Origin of the sequence: Kitasatospora sp. NPDC058478 (assembly GCF_042720345.1) — a bacterium.
Lineage (GTDB): Bacteria > Actinomycetota > Actinomycetes > Streptomycetales > Streptomycetaceae > Kitasatospora.
The window spans coordinates 1-2,102 of record NZ_JBHXML010000157.1; the positions used below are offsets into that span (position 1 = coordinate 1).

Annotated in this window: 2 protein-coding genes; one reads left to right on the top strand and one right to left on the bottom strand. The window is 73.5% G+C overall.

What is annotated here, in order from left to right; all coding sequences use genetic code 11:
- Window positions 1-50 precede the first annotated feature (50 nt).
- A complete protein-coding gene (gene aspS / locus ACFWPT_RS40830) occupies window positions 51-1,328 on the bottom strand; it encodes an aspartate--tRNA(Asn) ligase (RefSeq protein ID WP_380488109.1) in 1,278 nt (425 codons plus the stop codon).
- Between the two features lie 503 nt (window positions 1,329-1,831).
- Between aspS and ACFWPT_RS40835 the strand changes: the two genes are divergently transcribed.
- Complete coding sequence (locus tag ACFWPT_RS40835) at window positions 1,832-2,017, top strand: PspC domain-containing protein (RefSeq protein ID WP_380488111.1); 186 nt, start codon at window positions 1,832-1,834, stop codon at window positions 2,015-2,017.
- The last annotated feature ends 85 nt before the right edge of the window (window positions 2,018-2,102 follow it).

Consider the following 2,102-nt stretch of genomic DNA (forward strand, 5'->3'; position numbering starts at 1 on the left):
GGCGGGGGGCTCCGGTCCGTCCGGTGCCCCCCGCCCGCCGGGGTCAGATGTCAGGGCGTCAGGCGGTGCAGGTCGCGCGGGAAGAGCGTGGTCCGGCGAATGTTGTCGGTGCCGGTGAGCCGCGCCGTCCAGCGCTCCAGCCCGAGCGCGAACCCGCCGTGCGGCGGCATCCCGTGCGCGAAGGAGCGCAGGTAGCCCTCGTACGGCTGGACCGGCTCGCCCCGGGCCGCCAGCGCGGCCAGGTAGTCCTCGTGCCGGTGCAGCCGCTGGCCTCCGGTGACCAGTTCGAGCCCGCGGAAGAGCAGGTCGAAGCTGTTGGAGTACTCCGGGCGGCCCGGTTCCGGGTGGGTGTAGAAGGGCCGCTTTCGCATCGGGTAGCCGACCACGAACAGGAACTCGCTGCCGTGCTCGCGCAGCGCCCACTCGCTGAGCCACCGCTCGTGCGCCGGGGCGAGGTCCGGCTCGTCGACGCCCAACAGCCGCATCGCCTCGGCGAAGTGGAGCTGCGGGATCTCCGCCGGGACCTCGGGCAGCTTCACCTCCAGCAGGTCGACAGCGGCGCCGGCCCGCTCGGCCACCGAGGCGACCATCCCGGCGACCACCTCGCGCAGCACGGCCATCACCTCGCGGTGGTCGGCGATGAAGCCGAGTTCCGCGTCGAGGCTGGTGTACTGCGCCAAGTGCCGCGCGGTGTCGTGCGGTTCGGCCCGGAACACCGGCCCGGTCTCGTAGACCCGCTCGAACACCCCGACCATCGCCTGCTTGAAGAACTGCGGCGACTGCGCGAGGTAGGCGGGGCGGCCGAACCAGTCCAGCGCGAAGACGTTCGCCCCGGACTCGGTGGCCGAGGAGACCACCTTCGGGGTCTGGATCTCGGTGAAGCCCAGGCCGTCGAGGGTGGCCCGGAACCCGCCCACCGAGGCCGCGGTGATCCGGTGCAGGGCGGACAGGCGCGGGTGGCGGAGGGTGACGGGGGCACCGTCGAGGATCACCGGGAGGGCGGCCTCGACGGTCGGCCGGAACAGGCTGACCGGGGGCGCCTCGGCGAGGCTGGACAGGACCTCGACGGTGGGCGAGGTCAGCTCGACGCCGGCCGGCGCCTGCGGGTTGGCGGTGACGGTGCCGCGGATCCGCAGGACGGTCTCCTCCGGCAGGTCGGGGCCCGCGCCGGTGGCGACCACCTGGGCCAGTCCGGAGCGGTCCCGGATCACCAGGAAGGTGACGGACTTGAGTGCGCGGCGGCGGTGCAGCCAGCCACTGATCTCTACGGATTCGCCGACGTGGCCGGGTAGTTCGGCGGCCAGGACACGGGTCGTCGGGTGGATCATCGCGGCCCTCCAGGGGCGTCGTGGTGATCCCTTCGGAGTGCGGGCGAGAAGGGCAACTCGCGGTGCCACCGCACTTTCGCCGCCGCCCGCACGGGCGGCGGCCTCATTGCGGCCCGTTGACGGGGGCCGGCCGGCGGGGCATTTCCTCCCCGCACTCGGGAGTGTCTTCGCTCCGGGACGCGGGGCCGCCTTCACAGCTACCGGCGGCTCTCTCGGCCCACGGGGCCCGGAGGTACTCGTCTCCCTCGACGTGTTGCCGGAGAGGCTAGACCGGACCGCCGCCGGACCGCAACGGGCTTTCCCGCCGCCGCGCGGGCGCCACCTGGGGCGTCCGCCTCCGGGCGACCCTGAGACGGACCCCGACACCCGGCTACGCCTCACCGGCGAGTCGGCGGGGTGGCGAATCGACTGCCAGGTGGACGTTTCCGGGAGCGCGGTGGCGGAGAGTGGAAATTAAGCCCGCCGGATCGGCCGGATCGGGTGCCACGACACGGAGTTGACCCATGAGCGCCCGTCTCGCCCGTTCCCGTCACAACCGCGTCATCGCCGGCGTCTGCGCCGGGCTCGCCGAGCGCTACGGCGTGACGCCGTGGACCGTGCGACTGATCTTCCTGATCTCGATCATCCTGCCCGGGCTCCAGTGCCTGGTCTACCTGGCCCTCTGGGTGCTGCTCCCCCAGGAGCCGTAAGCCCGGGAGCCGTAAGCCGGGGAGCCGCACGCCCGGCGCCGTCGCGCCGGGGCCGGTACGACGGCGGGCCGCCCGCTCCCGGTGC

Bases quoted from the DNA above. Each gene is read 5' to 3' on its own strand.
- aspS (WP_380488109.1), bottom strand. From the start codon at position 1,328: ATGATCCACCCGACGACCCGTGTCCTGGCCGCCGAACTACCCGGCCAC.
- ACFWPT_RS40835 (WP_380488111.1), top strand. From the start codon at position 1,832: ATGAGCGCCCGTCTCGCCCGTTCCCGTCACAACCGCGTCATCGCCGGC.